This window comes from Leucobacter sp. CX169 (assembly GCF_017161405.1).
Classification (GTDB): domain Bacteria; phylum Actinomycetota; class Actinomycetes; order Actinomycetales; family Microbacteriaceae; genus Cx-87.
In genome coordinates, this window is record NZ_CP071051.1 from 745,610 (window position 1) to 764,646 (window position 19,037).

General features: G+C 67.3%; 19 protein-coding genes. 13 read left to right on the plus strand and 6 right to left on the minus strand.

Annotation, left to right across the window (positions count from 1 at the left end):
• Positions 1–5 precede the first annotated feature (5 nt).
• Genes JW030_RS03325 through purH form a run of 5 tightly spaced genes read left to right on the plus strand, consistent with a single transcriptional unit; the run spans position 6 to position 5,432 of the window.
• The gene (locus tag JW030_RS03325; protein WP_188045690.1) at positions 6–1,721 is read left to right on the plus strand and encodes an iron ABC transporter permease; all 1,716 of its coding nucleotides are present in this window, start codon (positions 6–8) and stop codon (positions 1,719–1,721) included.
• Positions 1,718–2,530: an ABC transporter ATP-binding protein gene (locus tag JW030_RS03330; RefSeq protein WP_370567030.1), complete on the plus strand. Its 813-nt coding sequence runs from the start codon at positions 1,718–1,720 to the stop codon at positions 2,528–2,530. The genes JW030_RS03325 and JW030_RS03330 overlap by 4 nt, the downstream gene beginning before the upstream one ends.
• Positions 2,527–3,090, plus strand: coding sequence for a hypothetical protein (locus JW030_RS03335; RefSeq protein ID WP_223159910.1), 564 nt, complete (start codon positions 2,527–2,529; stop codon positions 3,088–3,090). The genes JW030_RS03330 and JW030_RS03335 overlap by 4 nt, the downstream gene beginning before the upstream one ends.
• Before the next feature lie 32 nt (positions 3,091–3,122).
• Positions 3,123–3,725, plus strand: coding sequence for a phosphoribosylglycinamide formyltransferase (gene purN / locus JW030_RS03340; protein ID WP_188045689.1), 603 nt, complete (start codon positions 3,123–3,125; stop codon positions 3,723–3,725).
• A 48-nt stretch (positions 3,726–3,773) separates the two neighbouring features.
• Positions 3,774–5,432, plus strand: a complete 1,659-nt coding sequence (purH, locus tag JW030_RS03345; protein WP_188045688.1) for a bifunctional phosphoribosylaminoimidazolecarboxamide formyltransferase/IMP cyclohydrolase — start codon at positions 3,774–3,776, stop codon at positions 5,430–5,432.
• Positions 5,433–5,574: 142 nt separating this feature from the next.
• Here the strand turns inward: purH and JW030_RS13650 are convergent, their stop codons facing one another.
• Positions 5,575–5,799 carry a DUF559 domain-containing protein gene (locus JW030_RS13650; protein ID WP_370567034.1) on the minus strand — a complete coding sequence of 75 codons (225 nt, stop codon included), beginning with the start codon at positions 5,797–5,799 and terminating at the stop codon, positions 5,575–5,577.
• Between JW030_RS13650 and JW030_RS13490 the strand changes: the two genes are divergently transcribed.
• Together JW030_RS13490 and JW030_RS03355 are read left to right on the plus strand one after the other, a co-directional pair.
• Positions 5,704–6,045: a hypothetical protein gene (locus JW030_RS13490; RefSeq protein WP_241095535.1), complete on the plus strand. Its 342-nt coding sequence runs from the start codon at positions 5,704–5,706 to the stop codon at positions 6,043–6,045. The two genes, JW030_RS13650 and JW030_RS13490, sit on opposite strands and share 96 nt — an antisense overlap.
• A gap of 826 nt (positions 6,046–6,871) precedes the next feature.
• Entirely contained in the window at positions 6,872–7,969 is a 1,098-nt protein-coding gene (locus JW030_RS03355) for an IS30 family transposase (RefSeq protein ID WP_206348613.1), read from the plus strand.
• 222 nt (positions 7,970–8,191) lie between these two features.
• On the opposite strand, the gene JW030_RS03360 is transcribed toward JW030_RS03355, so the two are convergent.
• Positions 8,192–9,712 (minus strand): aldehyde dehydrogenase (NADP(+)), encoded by a 1,521-nt coding sequence (locus JW030_RS03360; RefSeq protein ID WP_188044716.1) that lies wholly within the window; start codon positions 9,710–9,712, stop codon positions 8,192–8,194.
• 158 nt (positions 9,713–9,870) lie between these two features.
• Here JW030_RS03360 and JW030_RS03365 point away from each other — a divergent pair, with 158 nt between their 5' ends.
• Positions 9,871–10,227, plus strand: coding sequence for a hypothetical protein (locus JW030_RS03365; protein WP_188044715.1), 357 nt, complete (start codon positions 9,871–9,873; stop codon positions 10,225–10,227).
• Between the two features lie 89 nt (positions 10,228–10,316).
• Here JW030_RS03365 and JW030_RS03370 read toward each other — a convergent pair whose 3' ends face one another.
• Both JW030_RS03370 and JW030_RS03375 read right to left on the minus strand, forming a co-directional pair.
• Positions 10,317–10,697 carry an META domain-containing protein gene (locus tag JW030_RS03370; protein ID WP_188044714.1) on the minus strand — a complete coding sequence of 127 codons (381 nt, stop codon included), beginning with the start codon at positions 10,695–10,697 and terminating at the stop codon, positions 10,317–10,319.
• 49 nt (positions 10,698–10,746) lie between these two features.
• Complete coding sequence (locus JW030_RS03375) at positions 10,747–11,784, minus strand: agmatine/peptidylarginine deiminase (RefSeq protein WP_241095536.1); 1,038 nt, start codon at positions 11,782–11,784, stop codon at positions 10,747–10,749.
• A 168-nt stretch (positions 11,785–11,952) separates the two neighbouring features.
• Here JW030_RS03375 and JW030_RS03380 point away from each other — a divergent pair, with 168 nt between their 5' ends.
• From JW030_RS03380 to JW030_RS03400, 5 genes are all read left to right on the plus strand, one after another.
• Positions 11,953–13,089 (plus strand): LLM class flavin-dependent oxidoreductase, encoded by a 1,137-nt coding sequence (locus JW030_RS03380; RefSeq protein ID WP_188044713.1) that lies wholly within the window; start codon positions 11,953–11,955, stop codon positions 13,087–13,089.
• Positions 13,083–13,574 carry a MarR family winged helix-turn-helix transcriptional regulator gene (locus JW030_RS03385; RefSeq protein WP_188044712.1) on the plus strand — a complete coding sequence of 164 codons (492 nt, stop codon included), beginning with the start codon at positions 13,083–13,085 and terminating at the stop codon, positions 13,572–13,574. The genes JW030_RS03380 and JW030_RS03385 overlap by 7 nt, the downstream gene beginning before the upstream one ends.
• Entirely contained in the window at positions 13,571–14,323 is a 753-nt protein-coding gene (locus JW030_RS03390; protein ID WP_188044711.1) for a CE1759 family FMN reductase, read from the plus strand. The genes JW030_RS03385 and JW030_RS03390 overlap by 4 nt, the downstream gene beginning before the upstream one ends.
• 231 nt (positions 14,324–14,554) lie before the next feature.
• On the plus strand, positions 14,555–16,060 hold the full coding sequence (locus JW030_RS03395) for an APC family permease (RefSeq protein WP_188044710.1): 1,506 nt from the start codon (positions 14,555–14,557) through the stop codon (positions 16,058–16,060).
• Positions 16,061–16,170: 110 nt separating this feature from the next.
• Positions 16,171–16,968, plus strand: coding sequence for a gamma-glutamyl-gamma-aminobutyrate hydrolase family protein (locus tag JW030_RS03400; RefSeq protein ID WP_188044709.1), 798 nt, complete (start codon positions 16,171–16,173; stop codon positions 16,966–16,968).
• Between the two features lie 84 nt (positions 16,969–17,052).
• Here the strand turns inward: JW030_RS03400 and JW030_RS03405 are convergent, their stop codons facing one another.
• Both JW030_RS03405 and JW030_RS03410 read right to left on the minus strand, forming a co-directional pair.
• The gene (locus tag JW030_RS03405; RefSeq protein ID WP_188044708.1) at positions 17,053–17,514 is read right to left on the minus strand and encodes a flavodoxin domain-containing protein; all 462 of its coding nucleotides are present in this window, start codon (positions 17,512–17,514) and stop codon (positions 17,053–17,055) included.
• Between the two features lie 25 nt (positions 17,515–17,539).
• Positions 17,540–18,817 (minus strand): FAD-dependent oxidoreductase, encoded by a 1,278-nt coding sequence (locus JW030_RS03410; protein WP_188044707.1) that lies wholly within the window; start codon positions 18,815–18,817, stop codon positions 17,540–17,542.
• Between the last annotated feature and the right edge of the window lie 220 nt (positions 18,818–19,037).

Here is a 19,037-nt window from a genome sequence, read left to right on the forward strand (position 1 = left end):
CGCCGATGAATCGACCACCGCGCGTGCGGCGGCGAGCCCGCCACGTGCGGCGCTGGCCGCTCGGCAGTGTGATCGCGTGGGGTGCCGCCGTGCTGGTGCCGCTCGCGTTCCTGCTCGTCTTCTTCGTCTGGCCGGTCGTCGCCCTCGTGTCGACCGGCTTTCTGGGCGGCGTCGGCGGGCGCGCGGGCGGGATCGACCTCTCGGGGCTCACCGAGGTGCTCGGTTCGGCGCGCACCTGGCGGGCCCTGGGCCAGACCCTCGCGCAGGCCGCCGCGGGCACGGCGCTCTCGGTCGTCCTCGGCGTGCCTGCCGCGTTCGTGCTCTACCGCCTGCGCTTTCGCGGGAGGGCGGCGCTGCGCGGGCTCCTCACTGTGCCGTTCGTGCTGCCGACGGTCGTCGTCGCGGTCGCGTTTCGCGCGGTGTTCGGCCCGGGGGGCCCGCTCGCGTTTCTCGACATCGACGGCAGCTTCGTCATCATTGTGCTCGCCCTCGCCTTCTTCAACGTGACCGTCGTGATGCGCACCGTCGGCGGATTCTGGGCGCAGCTCGATGCCCGCCCGGAACAGGCGGCGAGCTGCCTCGGCGCGAGCCCCGCGCGGGTGTGGTGGACGGTCACGCTGCCCGCGCTCACCCCGGCGATCGCGTCCGCCGCAGCCCTCGTGTTTCTCTTCTGCGCGACCTCGTTCGGCATCGTGCTCGTGCTCGGCGGGCGCGAGTTTCAGACCATCGAGACCGAGATCTACCGGCTCACGGTGCAGTACCTCGATCTGCGTGGGGCGGCGGTGCTCTCGATCCTGCAGCTCGTCATCGTCGCCGCGGCGATCGCCGTCTCGGCGCGGTTGCGCTCGGGGCGCGAACGCGCGGCGGCGATGCGCCCGGCGGCGGCCCGGATCCGGCGCACCCACCTGCCGGTACTTGCCGTCTTCGCGGTGACCATTCTCGTGCTGCACATGCTGCCCATCGGGTCGCTGGTGCTGCGCTCGCTGCGCACCGTCGACGGGGCCTGGACGCTCGAGCACTACCACAACCTCGTCGTGCCGCCGCCGGACTCGCCGCTGTCGGGTTCGGTGCTCGACTCGGCGTGGCTGTCTATCCGGCTTGCCCTCGTCGCGGCGCTCATCGCCGTGGTGCTCGGGGTGCTGGTCGCCCTCGTCGCGTCGCGGCGGCCCCGGTCGCGAGCGCTTCGTCGCGGGATCCACGCCTTCGACGGCGCCGTCATGTTGCCGATCGGGGTCTCTGCCGTGACCGTCGGATTTGGGCTGCTGCTCACGATGCATCGCCCACTGGGCATCGGCATCGACCTCCGCAGCTCGATCGTGCTGATCCCGGTCGCGCAGGCGCTCATTGCGCTGCCGTTGGTCGTGCGCACGATCGCTCCGGTGCTGCGGGCGATCGACCCGAGGCTGCGCGACGCCGCGGCGACACTGGGCGCTGACGGGTGGCGGGTGCTCCGCACCATCGATCTGCCGGTCGCGGGCCGGGCGCTGGGGCTCGCGGTGGGCTTCGCCTTCGCCGCGTCCCTCGGCGAGTTCGGGGCGACCGCTTTCCTCGTTCGGCCCGACGCACAGACGCTGCCCGTGGTGATCGCGCAACTGATTTCGCGCCAGGGCGTTGAAAACTACGAGGCGGCGATTGCGGCGTCGGTGCTGCTCGGTGCGCTGACCGCAGGGGTCATGCTGGTGGCCGAGCGACTTCGGGGAGACTGGGCGGGCGAGATATGACGAACGAGAGAGTGGGGCCGCGCGATACAGATGGGGAGGAGTCGATGATGGGGCAGACGGAGCAGGGGGCGAACCAGCCGGGGACGTCAGTGCCGGGAACGCCCGGGTTGGAAGCGATCGATCTCGCGCTCGCGTTTCCGAGCCCTACCGGCAGCCGGGGCGAGCCGCCCGCGCAGGCGCTTGCGGGGGCGAGCCTGAGCGTTCATCGTGGCGAGATCGTCGCGCTGGTCGGGCCGAGCGGGTGTGGAAAATCGACGCTCCTGCGCGTCATCGCGGGGCTCGAACCCGACGCCGAAGGGGTCGTGCGATGGGACGGCGAGGACCTCGCCGGCGTTCCCACGCACCGGCGCGGTTTCGGGCTCGTCTTTCAGGACGGACAGCTGTTCGCGCACCAGAGCGTCGCCGAGAACATAGCGTACGGGCTGCGGGTGCAGGGGGTACCGCGTCATGAGCGAGACGCCCGTGTCGCTGAACTACTTGAGCTCGTCAGCCTGCCTGGGGCGGGCCCGCGAGCCGTGACCCACCTCTCCGGGGGCGAACGGCAGCGGGTGGCGCTCGCGCGCTCTCTCGCGCCCCGGCCGCGCCTGCTCCTCCTGGACGAGCCGTTCTCGGCGCTCGATCGTGAGCTGCGCGAGCGGCTCGCCTCCGAGACTCGCGAGATCCTGCGTGCGACCGGCACCACCGCAATCATGGTCACGCACGATCACGCCGAGGCGGCGGCCGTCGCCGATCGCGTCGTGCGCATGCGCGCTGGGAACGTCGAGGCGCAGTCGGATCCTGCCGCGCCACCCGTTGGCCAGGCCACGTGAGCGCGCACGCCGCCGCACGGGCTGACCGTCTCGCGGCCCGGCTCGCCGCCCGCGGGTTCGGCGCGGGCGGCGGGGTCGTACTTATCGACGGCGGCGCCGGTTCGGGAAAGACCACGCTGGCGCGGCGCCTGGCGCACCGCTTCGGTGTCGGAGTCGTGCACCTCGATGCGCTCTACCCGGGCTGGGATGGCCTCGCCGCGGGTGCCCTGGCGGCCGAGACCGACGTGCTCGGACGCGGCGGCTATCGGCGCTACGACTGGGCGCTCGGGGAACCTGCCGAGTGGGTGTCGGTCGACCTCACGGTACCGATCGTGATCGAGGGATGCGGCGCGATCACTGCGGGCTCGCTTGCCGCGGCCCGCCAGGTCGGCCCCGCCATCGCGGTGTGGGTCGAGTGCGCTGAACCCGAGCGCCGAGCCCGCGCGCTTGAGCGAGACGGCGAGCTCTTTCGCCCCCACTGGGACCGCTGGGCCGCCCAGGAGGCGTCGCATCTGGTGGCACACGCGCCGATCGCGCTTGCCCGCGAAATCGTGCACACCGGCGAGCTCACACCCCGATGATGCGGCGCCTGTCGCGCGGGTAGACTGATCGGGTGCTGAACATCGTCGTGCTGATCTCCGGCGGGGGCAGCAACCTCCGCGCCCTCATCGATGCCGCGAGCGAACCGGGCTTCCCGGCGCGCATCGTCGCGGTAGGAGCGGACGGCGACGCCGGCGGAATCGCCCACGCGGCCGCTGCCGGGATCCCCTACTTCATCGTTCGCCCGCGCGACTACGCGAACCGCGGCGCGTGGGGGGAAGCGTTCCTCGTCGAGATCCAGCGCGCGTCGCCCGATCTCGTCGTGAGCGCGGGCCTCATGCGGATCCTGCCCGAAGACTTCGTGCGCGCCCTCAGCCCGAACCTGATCAACACGCACCCGGCACTCTTGCCGCTCTTTCCCGGGGCACACGCGGTGCGCGACGCGCTCGCGGCCGGTGCCACCGAGACCGGCCTCACCGTCCACGTCATCGATGAGGGCGTCGATACGGGTCCCGTCATCCGGCAGGCGCGCGTCGAGATCCGCCCGGGTGAGTCCGAAGCCGAGCTGCATGAGCGCATCAAACAGGTCGAACGCCCCCTCCTCATCGACGTCGTGCGCGACATCGCCGAGGAGCGAATCTCGCTCGCCGAGATCGCGCGCGCTGCCCACCCATAGTCCCGTTCTTTCTGCCCGTTCCGTATCCCCTTCGAAGGAGCCCCGCCCATGGCCGTATCGAGCCAAGACCCCAGCCTGTACGAACACCGCGACCAGGTGCCCGTGCGCCGAGCGCTGATCTCGGTGAGTGACAAGAGCGGGCTGCTCGAGCTCGCCGCGGCCCTCGCCGACGCCGGCGTGGAGATCGTCTCGACGGGATCCACCGCGAGCACGATCCGCGACGCGGGCCACTCGGTCACCGACGTGGCCGAGGTGACCGGGTTTGCTGAGGCCCTCGACGGCCGCGTCAAGACGCTGCACCCCGCCGTGCACTCGGGTCTGCTCGCCGACTTGCGTCTCGCCGACCACCGGGCGCAGCTCGAGCAGCTCGGCTATGCGCCGTTCGAGCTCGTCGTCGTGAACCTGTACCCGTTCGCCGAGACGGTCGCCTCGGGCAAGCCCGACGCCGACGTCGTCGAGAACATTGACATCGGTGGCCCCGCGATGGTGCGCGCCACCGCAAAGAACCACCCGAACGCCGCGATCGTCGTCTCGCCCGTGCGCTACGGCGAGGTCATCTCGGCCGTCCGCGCCGGGGGCACCACGCTCGCGCTGCGACGCTCGCTGGCCGCCGAGGCATTCGCGCACACCGCGCAGTACGACGAGATGGTCGCGACCTGGTTCGCCGACGCTGAGGAGCGCGGCTGGGCCGATGCCCCCGCCGACGATGACGCCGCGGCCGACGCCTCGGTCGACGCGTTGTTCGAGAACCCCGATGGCTTCGTGACCGTGTTCTCGGGCGGCGTGCGCACTGCGGTGCTGCGCTACGGCGAGAACAGCCACCAGCGCGCCGCGCTCTTCTCCGAGGCGGATGCCGCAGGCATCGCGCAGGCGACGCAGCTGCACGGCAAGGAGATGTCGTACAACAACTACGTCGACGCCGACGCCGCCGTCCGGGCCGCCTACGACCACGAGCGCGCGGCCGTCGCGATCATCAAGCACGCAAACCCGTGCGGCATCGCCGTGGCGCCCGAGGGTGCCGCTGACGAGATCGCCGCGGCGCACGAGCTGGCGCACGCCTGCGACCCGGTGTCGGCCTTCGGCGGCGTCATCGCCGCGAACCGCACGGTCACCGCTGAGATGGCCAAGACCGTGGCGGGCATCTTCACCGAGGTGCTGGTTGCCCCGGGCTTTGAGCCCGAGGCCGTCGAGATTCTGACGCAGAAGAAGAACATCCGCCTGCTCGTGCTGCCGATCGACTTCGCGGCGAACCCGGTTGAGACCCGGCAGGTCTCGGGCGGCTTCCTCATGCAGGATGCCGACCGTCACTTTGCGCCCGCAGCGTCATGGACGCTTGCCGCGGGTGAGGCGGCTTCTGCGGAGACGCTTGCCGAGCTCGAGTTCGCTTGGCGTGCGTGCCGCGCAGTGAAGTCCAACGGCATTCTGCTCGCGCAGGACGGCGCCTCGGTCGGCGTCGGCATGGGCCAGGTGAACCGGGTGGACTCGTGCCGCCTCGCAGTCTCCCGCGCGGGTGAGCGCGCACAGGGCGCGGTCGCCGCGTCCGACGCGTTCTTCCCCTTCGCCGACGGCCTGCAGGTACTGCTCGACGCGGGCGTGCGCGCAGTCGTGCAGCCCGGCGGATCGGTGCGCGACGAAGAGGTCATCGCGGCGGCCGCCGCCGCGGGCGTGACCATGTACTTCACGGGTGAGCGCCACTTCTTCCACTAGGCACGTGCGCGCAGGAGGCCCCGGGACTCGCGTCCCGGGGCCTCCTGCGTTCTGCGCCCTGGCCGGGATTTGGGCGCGCGACCCGTCTCGATCTGCGGCATCCTTTTCGACGAAGCCGCAGATTGAGACGTCTCGATGGTGGCTAGCCGCGTGGGTCGAGGAGTGCGGGCTGCAGGGGGAGCGGTGCGAGTGGTGCACTCAACGCTGAGGCCACCCATGCTGCGCATTCGTATTGCCGGTACAGGACGTCGTCGCTCAGCAACCGAATAACATGGAACCCGGCAGCTCGGGCTCGATCCAGCCTGCGGATGTCCTTGGCATACTGGGCCTTATCGGTGCGGTGCTGATCTCCGTCGAACTCGACGATAGTTCGTCGTTCCTCACTTACGAGATCGAATCGCCCGATCCAGCCGGCCGCGTCGTGCAACTCGACCTGGAGCGTGAAGTATTCGGCCAGACCGAATGCCTCGAGCATGAGCCGAGTCAGCGTCTCCATCCGGGATTCTGCGCCGACCTTGGACAGCGAAAGGGCAAGACGAAGCCGCGTGGCACCTCGTCCGCGAAACGCCATGGCGTGTTCGTGGAGACGCCCCAAAGTGACGTGAGGCGGTAGCTGACGGTCTCGGCCCCGCGGGCGAACAAGACTGTCGATCGCAACGACGAGTTCCCGCAACGGCAGGATCCCTGCGCTCCGCATCACAGCCGCGCTGGGCATCACTATGGGGACGCCTCGGAGGGTTTCGAATGGCGCCGGGTTGCTCAGGGAGTGACCGGTCACTCCCTGAGTCCTGTTTCTCTCGAGCCCAGGCGGAGCGACCACATGGAGAGCGAACTTCGTGCGAATCGGGCAGCCGTAGAGCACGAGCGCAGTTGTGTGGCTGATCGCTTCGCCTGGGCGAAGACGCGGGAGTACATGAGCGGCAGCGCGGGCCGTTCGCGCGTGCAGCGAGGCGTCCGATGAAGGTGCTACGAGTAGGGAACGTACCCCGTAGTGCGGCGCGGCGAGTGCGGGGTGGCGAATCGAGCTGAGCGTTGACCCAGCAGAAAGAGCCTCCTGAACGCTGAACACGGGAGGCAACTCAGGGAATTGGCGTCTCGGATGAGGCATGTACTGATTCTCAGTTCCCGGGTTGATGGGTGGGCACTCAAACCGAATCTGGGGAGAACCGTGCTCATAGAGCCCTTGTGGACAACGGGTTGCATCCCCGAAGGGGCTCGCCACGGATCGAGAAGTCTCAATCTGCGGCATGAACTCTGGCGGTCTCAGATAGCTAGCGCAACACTCTTCCGGAAGGACGTGTGTTGTGGGAATAAAGATCCCCTGGGAAATGCGGGCAGCTGCGTATGGGCTGCTCATTCGTGGAGTTTCCGCGCAGGATATCCATACTGAGCTGGGGTTGAGCGCGACAGCGGTGAAGCGATGGGCAATGCTTGCTGGCATGAATTTCATTTCTCCAAAGCTGGGTGGCGGGGTCGTCTCTATGCCGATGAGTGCGACGATTCCGGCCGCGCAAGGCCAGTCATATCGTCGACTGACGTTGGCTGGCCGGTCGTTTATTCAGGTGGCGCGGTCGCTGACTCTGCCGCTCGGGGTTCGGGAAATTGCTCGGGAACTCAAGGTGAGTCCATCGACCGTGTCACGCGAGATCAGCAAGCACGTTGTTGAGGACTGGGGAGACGAGCATTACAACGCTGAGCTCGCCCACTACCAGGCGCTGGTGTTGCGGCCCCGTCCTCGGGCGGGGAAACTCACTGCCCCTGAGCTGCGGGCCGAGGTCGTGGCACGATTGAACGACAAGTACTCGCCTGAGCAAGTCGCGGGCGAGCTACGCCTCGAGTTCCCCGACCGGCCGGAGATGCACGTGTCCCACGAGACGATCTACCAGGCACTCTACGTTCAGGGCAAGGGAGCGCTACGGCACGAGCTCACGGTTGAGAAAGCGTTGCGGTCGGGGCGCACGACACGCAAACCACAGTCAAAGCTTCCCGCCCGCAACAGTCGTCCCTGGCTTGAGGGCGCCCGTTTGAGTGAGCGTCCTGCGGAGGTGAACGATCGCGCGGTTCCCGGGCATTGGGAGGGGGATCTGGTGGTTGGTCCGGGGAACTCGGGCATCGTGACCCTGGCAGAGCGGACCACACGCGCCACGTTGATCGGTCGTCTCCCGGGCAGGCGTGACAGCGCGACCGTCATGGACGTGTTGTCGAGCATGATCCAGGGCCTCCCGAAAGAGCTGATGCGCACGATCACTTGGGATCAAGGGTCTGAAATGGCGTCTCACGCGAAGTTCACGGTCGCGACGGGCTGCCCGATCTATTTTTGTGATCCACACTCGCCTTGGCAGCGCGGAACGAACGAGAACACGAACGGGCTGATTCGGGATTTCTATCCCAAGAGCACGAACTTCAATGAGGTCAGTGACGAGGAACTCGCGGAAACGCAGCGGCTGCTCAATATTCGGCCCCGCCGCATTCACGGATATCGCAAACCAGCTGTCATGCTGGACGAACTCATTCGCAGTGTTGCGCTAACAACCTGAGACCACCTCTCGGGAAGCCGCAGATTGCGACGGGTCGGCGAGGGATGGGGTCGGCGGAGTGAGGGGAGGGAGGGCTTGGAAGAGGGGGAGGGGGAGGGCTTGGAAGAGGGAGGGGGGGGAGAGGAAAGGTGGTGCAAGGGGCAGGCCCGGAAACAACGAAGGCCCCGAGGGAATCCCCCGGGGCCTTCGTGAATCAGCGCGAGCTAGGCGCGCGCCGGGCGCCTAGCGCCAGCGATCGCCCCAGGTCACCGATTCGCCTGCCGCCGAGCGCGTCTGCGGGACGCCGCGCGGGTTGTCATCGCGCAGCTCCACGGGCAGGAACGCCGCCGACACGGACTGGTAGCTCACGGGGCGCTGGAAGCGAGAGATGGCCGCCGTGCCAACGGAGGTGCTCGAGTCGTTCGTCGTCGCGGGCCACGGGCCGCCGTGCGTCGTGGCGGGCGTGACGGCGACGCCGGTGGACCAGCCGTTGAACAGCACGCGGCCGACCTGCAGCGCCATGGCCTGCACGAGCGCGCGCAGCTCCGCCACGTTCTCGGTCGAACCCGCGAGCTCGGCGTCGGACAGGTGCAGCGTCGCCGAGAGGTTGCCCTCGAACAGCTCGGGGAGGAGCGGGGCGAGCTCGGTGCCCTCGGGCACCTCGACGATGACCGAGAGCGGGCCGAAGGCCTCTTCCAGGATCGCCTCGCGGCCGGCGCGGAGGTCGTCGAGCGAGACCGCGACGACGGTCGGCGTGGCCCAGCCCTGCCCGTCTTCGTCGAAGCGGAGCCCGCCCTCGACGATGACGCGGACTCCGGGCGCCGCCAGGATCGCGTCGCGGCGGGCCGCGTAGCTCTGGGCGAGGCGCGGGCCGAGCAGGCGGTGCTCGGCGACGGGCGCCGCTGCGGCAGCGATCGCCGCGTCCAGCTCGTGTCCCTCGGGGGCGAAGACGAAGCCGGGCTTCGTGCACAGCTGGCCGGCGGATCCGGATACCGCGGTCACGTACCCGGCCGCGATCTCGTCGCGACGCTCGTCGAGCGCGCCCTGCGTCACGAAGACGGGGTTCACGCTGCCGAGCTCGCCGAAGAACGGGATCGGGGTGGGGCGGCTGGCGGCGATATCGGCGAGCAGGCGCCCGACGAAGATCGAGCCGGTGAATGCGCCGCCCTTGATCCGCGGATCCTTGAGCACGTCGACACCGGCCTGCTGGCCGTGGATGAGCTGGAAGGTGCCCTCGGGCATACCGGCGGCGGTCAGAGCGTCGCCGAGCACCTTCGCGGTCGCGTCCGACAGCTCGGGGTGGCCCGAGTGCGCCTTCACAATAAGCGGGCAGCCCGCGGCGAGGATGGCGGCGGAGTCGCCGCCGGCCACCGAGAACGCGAAGGGAAAGTTCGACGCCGAGAAGTTGATGATCGGGCCGAGCGGGAGGTGCGTGCGACGGATGTCCGGGCGGACGCCGAGCGCGAAGGCCGAGTCGGCCTCGTCAATGCGGGCATCAAGGTAGCGCCCGTCGACCAGCGCCTCGGCGAACAGCCGCAGCTGCACGGCGGTACGAGTCACCTCGCCATTCAGGCGAGCCTCGGTGAGCCCGGTCTCGCGCTGAGCGATCTCGACCAGGTGAGGCTTCGCGGCCTCGAGCGCATCGGCCGCGGCCACGAGCGCGTGGGCGCGATCTTCCGGTTTCGTGGCGGCAAACAGCGGTGCGGCCTGGGCTGCGCGCGAGACGACAGACTCGAGTTCGGGGGAAAGGGCGGCGTTCGCCATACTCTGCAACCTCCATGGGTGCGGGGAAAGAATCCGGTCCCACCCATTGTGCCATTGCACTGCGGTGCGCCCAAACCCGGCCACGGTGCGGCCCCTGAGAATCACCTTGCTACGCGCGTGCTGTGGGCGGTCAGCTGCGCCGCCGATACTATGGGGGTATGGAAATTCTCAGGAACATTGCGCTGGTGCTGCACTTCATCGGCTTCGCCGTCATCATCGGCGGAGTGATCGCCCAGATCCCCGCGCTCAAGGCGGGCGCGGCAAAGCTGAGCCCCGGGATCCTGCACGGTGGTTGGCTGATGCTGCTTTCGGGCCTCGCGCTCGTCGGCCTCGCCTACGGCCGCGGCATGGGCGACTACATCGACAACGCGAAGATTGGCGTCAAGCTGGTCGTGCTCATCGCGATCGTCGTGATCGCGCTGATCAACAAGAAGAAGGATCGCGTCGCCGGCTGGGTGTTGCCGACGATTGGCGGCCTGACTGTGCTGAACATCATCCTTGCGGTGTTCTGGTAAACAGCCCGCAGGATCCCGGCGCTTCGCGCCGTAACGCACGGCGGCCCGCCCCTCATTCGAGGTGGCGGGCCGCCGTGCGTTTTGGGTTGTTACTCGGCGTCTGAGGCGGCTCGCTTGAGCGTGCCGATCTTCGCGCCGTCCTGGTCGAGGACCGTGAGATTGTCTCCCTTGACCGTTGCGGTGACCGCCTTGCCGAGCCAGGTGTCGACGCCCTCGCAGAACATCATCGTGGAGGCGAGCGGCCCGAAGGTGACCGTGTCGCCGTCGACCTCGAAGGTTCCCACGAGGCGGTTGCAGCCGTCTGTTCCCGAGACCTTGCCGTCCTCGCCGAGCTGCAATCCGGGCTCGTTCTGCTGCTTCGAGTCGGGTGTGCCCCACGTGCCGTAGGCGGAGGCCTGCTGCGCGCAGGCACTGAGAGACAGGGCCAATACGGCCGCGGCCGCGGCGGCGGCGAAGATGCGTGACTTCATAGCTGAAGCGTATATCTTCGACGCCGCACGGCGGAGGATTTTCTGCGAACTACCGCGAAACCTTCGGCTGCTGCTGAGTGATGCAGTGGATCCCGCCGCCGCGCGCGAAGAGCGGGCGGGCGTCGATGCCGATGACCTCGCGGCCCGGGTAGACCTCGCGGAGCACGCCGAGCGCGCGATCGTCGGAGGGGTCGTCGAAGGCGCAGGCCAGCACGGCGCCGTTGATGACGAGGTGGTTGATGTAGCTGTAGTCGACGAAGCCCTCGTCGTCGCGCAGCGCCTCGGGTGCGGGGAGGTCGATGATCTCGGGGGCGCGGCCGTGCTCAGCGAAGTAGCGCTCGGCGACGGCCCGATTTTCGCGCGCGATCGCGTGGTCGGGGTGCGACTGCGAGTCCTGGCGGTGCATGAGCAGCACCTCGGGGGTCGCAAATGCGGCGAGGATGTCGGAGTGGCCGCGCGTGCCAAAGGTTTCGTGGTCGCGGGCCAGGCCGCGGGGCAGCCAGAGTACGCTGTCCACGCCGATCGTGCGTGCAAGCTCTGCTTCGACGTCCTGCTGGCTGAGGCGGGGGTTTCGGCCCGGATCCAGCTGCACTGTGCGCGTGACGATGACGCGGCCGGTGCCGTCCACCTGGATCCCGCCACCCTCGTTCACCATCTTCGAGGAGATGAGCTCGGCGCCGGCGGCCTCGGCGACAATGCGACCGATGTGCTGATCCTTGTCCCAGCTGGCCCATTCTTGCCCGCCCCAGCCGTTGAAGACGAAGTCGACCGCGCCAAGCTGGCCGTCGTCGCCGATGACGAAGCTCGGGCCGATGTCGCGCATCCAGGCGTCGTTGAGGGGAGCGGTGAGGAGCTCGATCGCTCCCGAGAGGTGCGTCCGCGCTACGTCCTCGTCGCCCGGGTTCACGACGACGGTGACGGGCTCGAAGTCCGCGGCGGCATTGGCGACAGCGGCCCAGGTCTGGCGGGCCTCGGCGACCTCGGCCTCGGTCTCGCCGAGTGTGTAGCCGCTCGTGGGCCACGCCATCCAGAGGCGCTCCTGCTCGTGGCCCTCGATGGGCATGTTCCAAGTAGTGGGGGTGGTCATCGCGGATACTCCTCGGGTTCTTCGGTGAACGTCGGTGCGTCTGGGTAAACGTATGTGTACAGTCTAGCCGGTACAGTACAAATGCATTTAGTTGAAGTCTTGCGTAATTAGATTCAAGTGAATATACTTTGAGTGTGCCCCCACTGGGGCGGAAAGTCAGAGGACATCATGGAGTTCGGAATCTTCTCGGTCGGGGACCTCACCCAGGATCCCACCACCGGCATCACCCAGACCGAGCAGGAGCGCATCCGCGGCCACGTCGCTATCGCGAAGAAGGTCGAGGAGATCGGCATGGACGTCTTCGCGACCGGCGAGCACCACAATCCGCCGTTCTTCCCGTCCTCGCCCACGACCTCGCTCGCGTACATCGCGGCGCAGACCGAGCGCATCACGCTCTCGACGGCGACCACGCTAATCACCACGAACGATCCCGTGAAGATCGCGGAGGACTACGCGACACTGCAGCACCTCTCGGGCGGCCGCGTCGACCTCGTCATGGGCCGGGGCAACACCGGCCCCGTGTACCCCTGGTTCGGCAAGGACATCCGCCAGGGAATCCCGCTGGCAATCGAGAACTACGCCCTGCTTCGTCGCCTGTGGACCGAAGAGGTCGTCGATTGGGAGGGCCAGTTCCGCACGCCCCTGCACGGCTTCACCTCGACGCCGCGCCCGCTCGATGGCGTTGCCCCGTTTGTGTGGCACGGCTCGATCCGCAGCCCTGAGATCGCGCACCAGGCCGCGTTCTATGGCGACGGCTTCTTCGCCAACAACATCTTCTGGCCGAAGGAGCACACCGCTCGCCTGATTGACATATACCGCGAGCGCTACGAGCACTACGGCCACGGCAAGGCACACCAGGCGATCGTCGGGCTCGGAGGACAGTTCTTCATGCGCAAGAACTCGCAGGACGCGATCAATGAGTTCCGCCCGTACTTCGACAACGCCCCCGTCTACGGCCACGGCCCCAAGATGGAGGACTTCATGGAGCAGACCCCGCTGATCGTGGGCAGCCCGCAGCAGGTTATCGACCGCACCCTCTCGTTCCGCGACTGGGCCGGCGACTACCAGCGCCAGCTGTTCCTGATCGATCACGCCGGCCTGCCCCTGAAGATCGTCCTCGAGCAGCTCGACCTGTTCGGCGAAGAGGTGCTGCCGGTGCTGCGCGCCGAGTTCGCGAAGAACCGCCCGGCCGACGTCCCCGAGACGCCGACGCACGCCAGCCGCGTCCAGGCGGCCCGCGCCGCAGCCGCAGAGGCCGTGACGGCGCAGGCTGCCGACACCGCCGAGTCGGACGCACGATGGTAGGCCAGGATCCTGCCCGCGGCGAGATCTCTCGCCTCGCGCTCGATGCGTGGGAGGCCCTGTTCCGGGCGCAGTCCGTCCGGTACCGGGAGTTCCAGGCATCGGACGCGTGGGCCGGCCGCAGCGACCGCGACTACGACGTGCTCTACACGCTGAGTCGAGACGACGCGGGGATGCGGCAGAAGGATCTCACCGACTGCCTCTTGATCTCGCAGCCGTCGCTCAGCCGCCTGATCGAGCGGCTGGTGGCCGAGGGCCTCGTCGACCGTCGGCCCGACCCGGCCGATCGTCGCGGTGCGATCCTGAGCCTCACCGAAACAGGTCGCCAGCTACAGCGCAAGATCGGTGCGGGCCATGCCCGCGACGTGACCCGCGCGCTCGCCCAGCGCCTCACCTCCGAGGAGATGGCCACGCTGCGAGACCTCTCGCGGAAACTCTCCGCCGCACTTCCCGAACCAACCGCAGTTTCCGAAGGAACCCCCTCATGACCATCCAACTCGTCGCCGTCTCCGGCGGCCTCGGCACCCCGTCCAGCACCCGCATGCTCGCCGACCGCGTGCTCGGCCCCGCATCGCGTGCGCTGGAGGCGCAGGGCGGCACGGTCGAGGTGACCGTGATCGAGCTGCGCGAGCTCGCGGTGCAGATCGCGAACAACCTCTTGACCGGATATGCCGAGCCTGCCCTTGCGGAGGCGCTCGCCGCAGTCCGTCGGGCCGACGGGATCGTCGCTGTGACGCCCGTGTTCAACGGCTCGATGGCCGGGCTGTTCAAGTCCTTCTGGGATCTCGTGGAGCCCGACGCCATCCGTGGCGTCCCGGTCGCGCTCGGAGCCACCGGGGGCACCGCGCGGCACTCGCTCGTCACCGAGATGGCGATGCGCCCGCTGTTCGCCTACCTACGCGCGTTCCCGCTGCCCACCGGCATGTTCGTCGAGACCGACGCGTGGGGTTCGCGGGCGGGCGCCGAGGTCATCGACGAGCGCGCCGGCACGCTCGGGCGTGAGCTTGCCGACGCGGTGCGGCTGCTGCGTGGCGGCACGTCCGCGCAGGATCCTGCCGTGGCGGAGGCATCGGTGCTCGATGGAGCGGCTGGCCCGACGGGGATCATCCAGGGCGCCGTAGCAAGCGACCTGGAGCCGGTTGGCGTGGGTCGGTCGGAGGCTTCGGCGCAGCAGTTGGTCGATGAGGCGGGGTTCGCCGATCTGATGTCGCGTTTCGCTTCGACAGAGGTGGGGTAGCGCCGTACGGGCCTGGCGGCCCCAGGGGCGAGGAAAGCGATCTTCATGACACTTCACAGGTAAATTCATGCATGAATGGATGAATTATCGAAAAGATTCCCAAACGCACCCAAGATAATGCCTGAAATGCTTGCGTGGTAAAACCTCTATAGGTACGTTATATCCGACCGCTCCAGCGATGGAACGTCACACTTTGGCCGGATGTACAAGGAAGTACGGAGAGTATTTGCCATGCAGCAGAATCAAGAGGTCGAACACGACGAGGACGCCGCGCATCTCGTCTCGCTGGGCTACACCTACGACACCACATTCAAGCGAGACATGACCTTCTGGGGCAATGTCTCCCTGGGCTTTACCTATCTTTCGCCGATTGCCGGCGTCTATTCGATGTTCGCGCTGTCGCTGAGCGCGGCAGGGCCGCCGATGGCCTGGGCCATGGTGATCGCCTTGGTCGGACAGTTCTTCGTGGCCCTGATTTTCGGCGAGGTGGTCTCGAATTACCCCGTAGCTGGCGGGGTATACCCGTGGTCGCGTCGCCTCTGGGGGCGCAAGTGGGCATGGATGAACGGCTGGATTTACGTCGTCGCGCTTGTCGGCACGATCGCCTCGGTCGCTTACGGGGCCGCACCCTTTGTCGGTTCGCTCTTTGGGTTCAGCGTCGACGCCGGAGGCACTGTGCTCATCGCGCTGGGCACCCTCGTGGTGGCGACGTTCTTGAACTTCTCGGGGACGAAGGTCTTGGGTCTTGCCGCCTTGATTGGCCTCGTGGCCGAGATGATCGGGGCCGTCGTGATCGGCGGTTACCTGCTGCTGGTAGGGCGTCAGCATGACTGGTCGATTTTCTTTGACAACCAGGGCATCGGCGACGGGGCGCCCGGCGGATACCTGGGTGCCTTCGCAGCGGCTGCGCTCATCGGCATGTTTGCGTACTACGGCTTCGAGGCCAACGGTGACGTCGCCGAGGAGATTAAGAACCCGAGCCAGCAGGTTCCCAAAGCGATGCGGATCACGCTCTACATCGGCGGCTTCGCCGCGAACCTGCTGACCTTCTCATTGGTGATTGCGGTCACCGATTTCCAGGCGGTCGCGAGTGGCGAAACGACCGATCCCATCGGTGAGCTGCTGCAGGCCAACTTCGGTCCGGTGTTCCCGCTCGTCATGCTCGTCGTTGTCGTCGCGTTCATTTCGTGCATCACCAGCCTGCAGGCCGCCGCGAGCCGCCTCATCTATTCGATGAGCCGCGACCGGTTCCTTCCCGCCTCGCAGGTGCTGTCGAAGTTCAACGAAAAGCGTCACGTCCCGAGCAATGCGTTGATCGTCTCAGCGGTTGTGCCGGCGCTCATTGTCATGCTCTCCCTGTTCCTGGCGAACGCCCTCACGGCGCTCGTGGGCTTCGGGACCGTCGGCATCTATATGGCCTTCGGCATGGTCGTGCTCGCGGCGCTTCGCGCCCGGATCCTGGGTTGGAAACCCGCCGGGAAGTTCACCCTCGGCGCCTGGGCATACCCGGTAAACATCATCGCGCTGCTGTGGGGTGTTGTGGCCGTGATCAATATCCTGTGGCCCCGTCCCACGGGGGCCGGCCCGGTGCAGGACAACTTGCTGATCATTACAACGGCGCTCGTCATCGCAGTGGGGTGGACGTACATGCTGGCCTCGAAGGCCTACACCCGCGGCGATGCCCCCGCGGGAGACGCGAGCGGTGCAATCGAGGTGCCCGTGCGCAGCGGCCGTTAGCACCCCCACAGCACTCGGGCGGGTCGATCGTGACGGATCGCTCCGCCCGAGTGCTGTGCGCGGGCCCCGCGCACAACCTCACTCACACTCGTCGCTCCGAAGGGCGCAGCATGAACGAACACCCCACTCAGACCCAGTTTCGGGTCGATCCGGCGCCGCTCATGCGGGGCGACGAGCGGACGGACGGCCCGATTATTCTGGTCGTCGTGTCGCTGACTTTCCCTGGCATGGACGCGAAATCATACGAGCTCATGAGTTCGTTCACCCGGATCGCCTTCGACGCCATGCGCGAGGCCGGCGCTCGGCCGCGGCTCGTCGATTCTGCTGCCACGGATCTGGCGGGCGCCGACGAGATATTCGCGAATGCAGACGGGATGCTCTTCCTCGGCGGCGGAGACGTCGATGGTGAGCTCTTCGGCCTCACCAGCGCGGCCCCGAAGAACTCGTACGGTGTAGATCGACGTGCCGACGACTACTGTATTGATCTGATTCGCGAGTCCGTGCGGCGTGACCTGCCGACCCTGGCGATCTGCCGAGGCTCGCAACTGCTGAACGTCGCATTCGGCGGTTCGCTCATACCCGATCTCGAACCGTGGGAATTGCACCGCGGCGGACCCGGGGCGCCGATGTTCCTCGACGAAGAGATCCTGCTCGAGGAGGGATCGATCATTGCCGAAATCCTGGGACGCACCCGGGCGAGCGTGCGTTCAGGCCACCACCAGGCCGTCGATCGCGTCGCCGATTCGCTCGCGGTGACCGCGCGCGCGCACGACGGCGTCGTGGAGGGCACTCAACACCGTGACGCCTCGTGGGTGATCGGGCTGCAGTGGCATCCGGAGGAACCCGCGGCTGACCGGGGCGACCGGGCGCGGGTGTTTCGGGCGCTGGCGGATCGCGCGGCACGCTGAGGCGTGCGTCGCGCGCCAAAACGCAGAGAGCGGGCGTGACCGGGAAAATCCCAGTCGCGTCCGCTCTCTGCGTTGCAGTGCGTTCTAGGCTCGCTGCAGCTCCATGGCCGCGAGGACGCCGGGTAGCCACTCAAGCGCAAGGTCGCTGCCCAGATCCCAGGAAGACGCGTCGTGGCGGCCGTACTCGCCCACACGAATCGCGCCTTGCGCGGCAAAGCGGCGATCGAGGTTTTCGCTGCCCTGGCTGTAGGTAGCCTCGTAGAATGTGTCTCCGAGCCCGAACACGGCGTAGCGAACGCCAGTGAGGTTGGGCGGCTGCGCGTCGAACGCCTCGGCGAAGGGCAGCGCAGTGTTGGGCAGGTCACCAGTGCCGTGAGTCGAGCAGATGACTAGGTAAAAGGTGTCCGCATTCATCTGGGCTGGTTCAAAATCCTGGAGGTCGAAGACCTCGACTTCGTCGTGAGTCTCGCGCAGTTTCGCGCCGAGGTCCTCTGCGATCAGCTCGGAATTGCCTGATTCGGTGCCATAGACGACGGTGATCTTCACTGCGAGGTTCCTATCTTCGGGGTGCTCATGCACTCGGGGCGGCGTCGCCTTTGGCGATCGTCAGCATGTGGTCGTGGTCGGGAAGTTTTCTCCGGATCCGCCCCTCCGGGGCGATCCTGCGCTCATGCTCGTCGAGCTGCACCCATTGAGCGTAGCTAACGGACCCGAGTTGTAGCTGTTCGGGCAGCCCTGCAAATCCAAGCCGGCTGGCGGAGGGAACTACCTCTCCGCTTTCGAGGTCGGAGAGAATCTCGTCAGCGACGTTCTTCGCACACGAGCGATTCTCGGGAATTGCCCCGCGAGGGCCGCGCTTTGCCCAGCCGGTGCGGTAGAGACCGGGCTGGATCCTGCCGATCTCAGCGTCAGTAGACAGCAGGTGTGCCAGCGGACCGGCGGCGTCGCGCGAGAACCCGATCGCGGTGATGACTGCGGTGGCGGGGAGTTCGCCGGGTTGTGCCTCGAGCGCGACCGAAGAGACTCGGCCTCGTTCGCAGTGGACCGCGCTGGGCACGGTCTCGAAACGCAGGATAACCTCTGGGCCGGAGAAGGCGGGGCGGGCCGGGTCAGTGAGCTCGACGAGCGCGGCGAGTCTGGCGTCGACGGTCCGATCGGGTTCGTGATCTGCCGCGGGGAGTGGCGTGTGGAGTCGGTAGTTCGCGCGCGGGAGCGCCGCGAGTTCCCGCAACATCTGTGGGTCAGAGCGCATCGCTGCCGCGGAGGATCGGACAAGCACGGTAACGCGCTCGGCCGGGTGCGCGAGGTAGCGTTCAAGCGCATGATCAGCGATATCACTCTCGACATAGCCCGCGCGGTCTTTCACGAGAAAGCGCAGCACGTCGAGCGCCACGTTTCCGCCACCGACAAGCACGACGTCGGGGCCAAAGCTCGGTAGCTCGGGCCGCTCGCCCGGGTGGGCGTTGAGCGTTCGTGTGATTGTTCCGGCACCGTACACCCCGGCGCAATCGTCGCCGGGGACACCGAGCGGGCGATCGAGGCTAAGCCCGGTCGCGAGGGCGACGATGTCGAACTGGGCGCGGATGGTGTCGAGACTGATGTCTCGTCCAACGCTCACGCCGCCGGCGAAGCGCACCTGGGGTGAGGTGAAGAGCCTCTCAAATTGCCGGGTGATGGCCTTGGTGTGCTGGTGATCGGCTGCGACGCCGTACCGGATCAATCCGAAAGGAGAAGGAAGCCGATCGAAGATCGTGATCTCTGCGGCAGGCGAGCCGCGAAGCAGCGCTTGTGCGAGATAACAGCCAGAAGGGCCGCTGCCAATGATGGCGATTCGCGGAGTGTTCGGCATATCAGCTCCTTTGCGTCAACCGGGGCAGTGCCCGGCCGGAAGGCCAGGTGCCGCTGCGTAGAAGTCTACCTAAAAGATTCACATCTTGCATGTATTTTTCTCTGGATCCTGTGGGATGAGCAAAACTTGCTGGAATTGCTTGCGAATTAAAACATTCACGGATAACTTATTGGCCAATGGGTTCTCGCGGTGAGGCAGAACCGACGTTCGACAAAGGAGT